This window comes from Agathobaculum sp. (assembly GCF_022775115.1).
Classification (GTDB): Bacteria; Bacillota; Clostridia; order Oscillospirales; family Butyricicoccaceae; genus Agathobaculum.
In genome coordinates this window covers 1-4,230 of sequence record NZ_JALFLA010000029.1, presented here as the reverse complement: position 1 = coordinate 4,230, position 4,230 = coordinate 1, and the positions used below count along the sequence as shown (strand labels likewise).

General features: G+C 68.3%; 6 protein-coding genes. All 6 read right to left on the bottom strand.

Annotated features, from left to right (window positions below):
- Positions 1-56 precede the first annotated feature (56 nt).
- The gene (locus tag MR935_RS03980) at positions 57-599 is read right to left on the bottom strand and encodes a putative phage tail protein (protein WP_290571256.1); all 543 of its coding nucleotides are present in this window, start codon (positions 597-599) and stop codon (positions 57-59) included.
- Positions 589-1,653: a baseplate J/gp47 family protein gene (locus MR935_RS03975; protein WP_290571254.1), complete on the bottom strand. Its 1,065-nt coding sequence runs from the start codon at positions 1,651-1,653 to the stop codon at positions 589-591. The genes MR935_RS03980 and MR935_RS03975 overlap by 11 nt, the downstream gene beginning before the upstream one ends.
- Complete coding sequence (locus MR935_RS03970; protein WP_290571252.1) at positions 1,637-2,095, bottom strand: DUF2634 domain-containing protein; 459 nt, start codon at positions 2,093-2,095, stop codon at positions 1,637-1,639. Before MR935_RS03970 ends, MR935_RS03975 begins: the two co-directional genes overlap by 17 nt.
- Positions 2,096-2,168: 73 nt before the next feature.
- A complete protein-coding gene (locus tag MR935_RS03965) occupies positions 2,169-2,423 on the bottom strand; it encodes a hypothetical protein (RefSeq protein WP_290571250.1) in 255 nt (84 codons plus the stop codon).
- 6 nt (positions 2,424-2,429) lie between these two features.
- The gene (locus tag MR935_RS03960) at positions 2,430-3,932 is read right to left on the bottom strand and encodes a CHAP domain-containing protein (RefSeq protein WP_290571248.1); all 1,503 of its coding nucleotides are present in this window, start codon (positions 3,930-3,932) and stop codon (positions 2,430-2,432) included.
- A gap of 10 nt (positions 3,933-3,942) precedes the next feature.
- A partial coding sequence (locus tag MR935_RS03955) for a hypothetical protein (protein ID WP_290571246.1) occupies positions 3,943-4,230 on the bottom strand: 288 nt, incomplete at its 5' end.

The window sequence follows — 4,230 nt, the reverse complement described above, 5'->3', positions numbered from 1 at the left end:
CCGGGTCATATTTGAATAGCTTAAGATTGTCTGTATGACTACTCATTGCAGCCCTCCTAAAACACAAAATCGCGTATCTGATGCGCCTGCAGCGCGTCTATCCCCATGCCGTGCACCTCGCGCACCAGCAGGTAGCGGTAGCGGTACGCCATCGCCAGGTGCGCCGGTATCACCGCCTGCACCGCCTCGGTCAGCGCGGCCATCGCCCGCTCGTCCGGCACGCCATACGCGCCGACAAACCGCAGTACGATCACGCCCTCGGCAAAGTCCACCTCGATCTCACCGTCCCGCCAGCTGTCGCACACGCGCTGGATGAGATTAACGTCACACTTGCCTGTTGCGCTGCGCCAGCGGGACTGTACGACGCGCCGCCGCTCCTCCATAGTCGCGCCCGGTGCGGGGGTGATGCCGCAGATGCGCTCCTCGATATCGAGCACCCACGTCATAGCGTTGCCAGGCAACTGCGCCGCGATATCCTCTGCCGCCGCGCGCTGGCCGTCGTCCAACAGCGCGACCGCGCCCAGCAGCGCGCCCACCCATGCATCCGTGCGGTAGGCCGCCGGCAGGCTGCGCAGCATGTTGTCAAACTCATGCGCCATAGTCTATCGTGACCTCCCCCAGCACCGGCGCGTCCCGCGTGCCCAGCGCCACATTGCCCGTGCCGCCGCACACGAGCAGATGCTCGATATCCAATACGCCCGGCACGTCCAGCATGTGATTGCCGATGCGCGCAGCACTGACATAGCTCTGGCGGAATACGATGCCCGCCAGATAGTCCGTCACCGCCTGCCGGATGCCCGCCGTCACGTCCTCCGCGGTCGCGGTGTTCGATTTGGACACCGTGCAGCTGATGGTAATGGGCTTTGCCCGCGCCGCGCTCACATAGCACTGCGCGCCGATCGGCGCCTGCCCCTCGCCCTTGCCGCCGCTGCCGGGGTCGATGTAGTCCTGCACCTCGCGCACAAGGTCAGCGCCCGCGGGCTGGCCGTCGCTGTCCACCAGTACCACGTCCACCGTGTTCGCGCCATGTCCCAGCGGGAACACCCGCACCGCGCCCACACCCGGCACCTCAAGCGCCCAGCTCTGGTAGTGGTAGACATTGCCCGAGGTCGCCGGGGTGCGCAGCTTGAGCAGGTAGCGCGCGTAGTAGGCTGCGTCGTCCTCCTCGTCATAGCCGCCGGTCATGGGTGCGGGGTTATCGCAGGACGAGATACCCTGTATCGTGACGGGCATCCGCGTCACGGCATGGGCGGGCAGGTTGCCCGCCGCGCCGTCCATCCGGCAGGTGACGGGCACTTCGCCCGCGCCGGCTACCGCGACGGTCTGCGTCGCGTAGTACACCACGCCGCCGCCCGATTCAAACAGGTCGCCCTCGCGCACCGTGCCCGTGCCGGTCACAGACACCACGCCGTGCGCATAGGTAGCCTGCCGCCGGTCAAGCCCCGCGCGGGGATAGATGTAGCGGTCAAGGTCGTTGCCGGTCAGGCGCTCGGGGTCGAGCCGCGCCCGCATCGTGTCGAGCGCCGCGTCCGTGCCCTCCATCCGCAGGGCGACCGCCGCCAGCAGGTCGTAGGCCGCAAAGCCTACCGTGCGCTGGTAGCTGTCCGGCAGCGCGCCCAACAGCTGCCGCAATATCTCATGCGCTGTCGACATCGACCGTCACCTCCAAATCCTCCGCGCCGTGCAGCCGCGCGGTAAAGGCTACCTGCAGGCCGCGCCGCAGCCGCGTAAATACAAAGCTGTCCACCGACCGCACGGCAGGGCAGAAGGCCGCCGTCTCGCGCACCTGCCGCTCGATCTCGGCCTGCACCCAGCCCTGCGGCATGTGCCGTCCCAGCAGTGTACGGTCTATGCCGGGCTGGCTTCCGCCCTCCATGCGGTAGACCGGCACCGCGCCCGGCGACTGCCGCAGCATCAGCGCAAACCACTGCCGCACGGCCTCGCGTCCCGTGCGCTCCTCCGGCGCGCCATCGGTCAGCGCAAACGCGCCGCCGCGCCCGCTCGCGTCCCAGACAAACCGCGGTGCGCGGCCGATCTCGTCCGCCGCCTGCGCAGGTATATCGGCTGGGGAGAGGGGAAATATCGTCTCTGCCACCTGCTGCACCTCCTCTCGTGCATACAAAAAGCCCGTTCTGTGTCAAATCCTGCCGCCCTCCGGGCGGCTTTTGTTATGCCTGCACCCTGTCGAGCACGAGCAAGCCCGTACCGGACAGCAGCGCCGCCGCCTTATCGCCCGTGCGCCACTCCCGCGCGGCGGCGAGCGCCGTCAGAGTCAGGCCCTCGCCGCGCACAAAGCGCGCGTTGCCGTCCAGCGCGGTAAAGGTCAGCGGGTCGGTGCTCACGCACGCGGCTAAGTGCCACGCAGGCGCGCTCCTCGCGCTGCCCAGCGCCTTGAGCCGCCGCGCCAGTGCATATTCATACATGCTCACTCACCCCCACGGTGTACAAAAGCCGGTTATCTCGCTGTAATACCGCGTCACCGCGGCGACTGAATCCGCGTAGTTGCCTTCGATCGTCTGCACGCTCGCGCGCGTCGCGCTGCGCACGATGCCGATGTGCCGTGTGCCCTGTATCATCAGGTCGCCCGCCTTGGGGATGTACCCGCTCGCCACCGTATGGTACTGGCCGCGCCGCTGGAAGTAAGCGGCCATATCGCCCACATAGCCGTATCCGGTCGGGATGGGCGCGCCCGCCTGCGCGGCGCACCAGCCGATGAAATACACGCACCACGCCGCGCCGTTGTTGCCCGCCCACGCGCCGTACTTGGTCTGGTTGCCCGCGCCCTCGCGGTATCCCACCTCGCCCGCCGCCGTGCTGACAAACGCCGCCGCGCCGCCTGTGCCGCCGGTCGTCACGCCGTCCCCGGCGGGGATGCTGGCCGGCAGGCCGGGGACGTGCACCGTATCGGCCTCGTCCGCCGCGCGCGGCTCGTCCAGCGCCGTCAGCTCGAGCGCCATCGTATGCCCCGCCCCGCCGTAGTGGTGGGTGACGCTCTGCACGCGGTGGCGGCCAACAAGCCCAAAGGCCGGGCTGTTAAAATCGAGTACCACGCCGCTGCGCACCTCGTCGCAGCCCCACAGCTCCTCGACCGTGCGGGTGTGCCCCACGCGGTCAAGCTGCGCGAGCAGGCGGCGCGCCAGCTGCTCCAAGCCCCGCGTGCCGGGGTTGGACTGCACCACCTCAACGTGCTGCAGCAGGCCGTACCGCCCGATGCTCGCCGCGTTGCTGGCCTGTGCGCCGGTGTAGGCGCGCTCGTCGGCCTCGGCCGCGATTACTACCGCGTTGCGCAGGTCGGCGATGCTGTCCTCGCCTGTCACCTTGCCGAGCGCCCAAGTGATGTCGAACGCGGCCAGGTTGGCCGCCGGCTTGTGCCATGCACGGATGGCCGTCTCGGGCAGCGGATGCACCACAAGGCCGTCCTCGCGCACATAATATTGGTAGGTTTTGCCGGTTTCAGCCGCGCACGCCTCCAATATGTCGCTGAGGATGTCGGCGGGCGTGTCGCCCGTCCACAGCTGCGTCAGCTTGGCGGGCAGCGGACAGAGCGCGGACACCGCCACACCCGCCTTGCCGCACACCTGACGGATAGCCGCATCCGCCGCCATGCCAGTGATCTGCAGCACCAGCTGCGACTTATTGAGGTACCAGCCGTAGTCGTAGGCGGTCACGCCGCCGTCCAGTCCCACCCGCTCGACCTGCCCGGCGAACACAGTCGCCCCGTGGTTGACAAGGCGCAGCCGGTCGCCCGGCTGCACGATGCGCCGCTCCACATACTTGTCCCACGGCGCGGTCAGCACGGTAAAGCTCAGCTCGACCGACAGCGCGCCCAGCTCGTCCACGGCCTGCATATCGCCCGCAAACGCGGTGATATCGCGCGTCTGCCCATCGCGGATACGCAGCAGCCGGTGATCGTCCACATAGTCGTAAGCCATTCCACGCCCCCTATACGACAAAGCGGTACTCGGTGCAGGTGATGCTGTATGCGATATCGCCGTTCCGCCGCACCGCGATATCCAGCGTGTCGACCGTCACCGGCGTGTTGAGACGGCACGCGCCGCCGCCGTCCAGCACGATCAGGCGGAAGGGAAGCTTGCGCTCCCGCCCGCGCCGAAAGAACGCCACATAGTCCCAGCCGTTGGCCGATGCCTCGGGCGGCATGAAGGGGTAGCGCCGCACGGGGAAGATGCTCTCCCACGCATACGCCCGCAGCCCCAGCGTGCCGATGCGGCG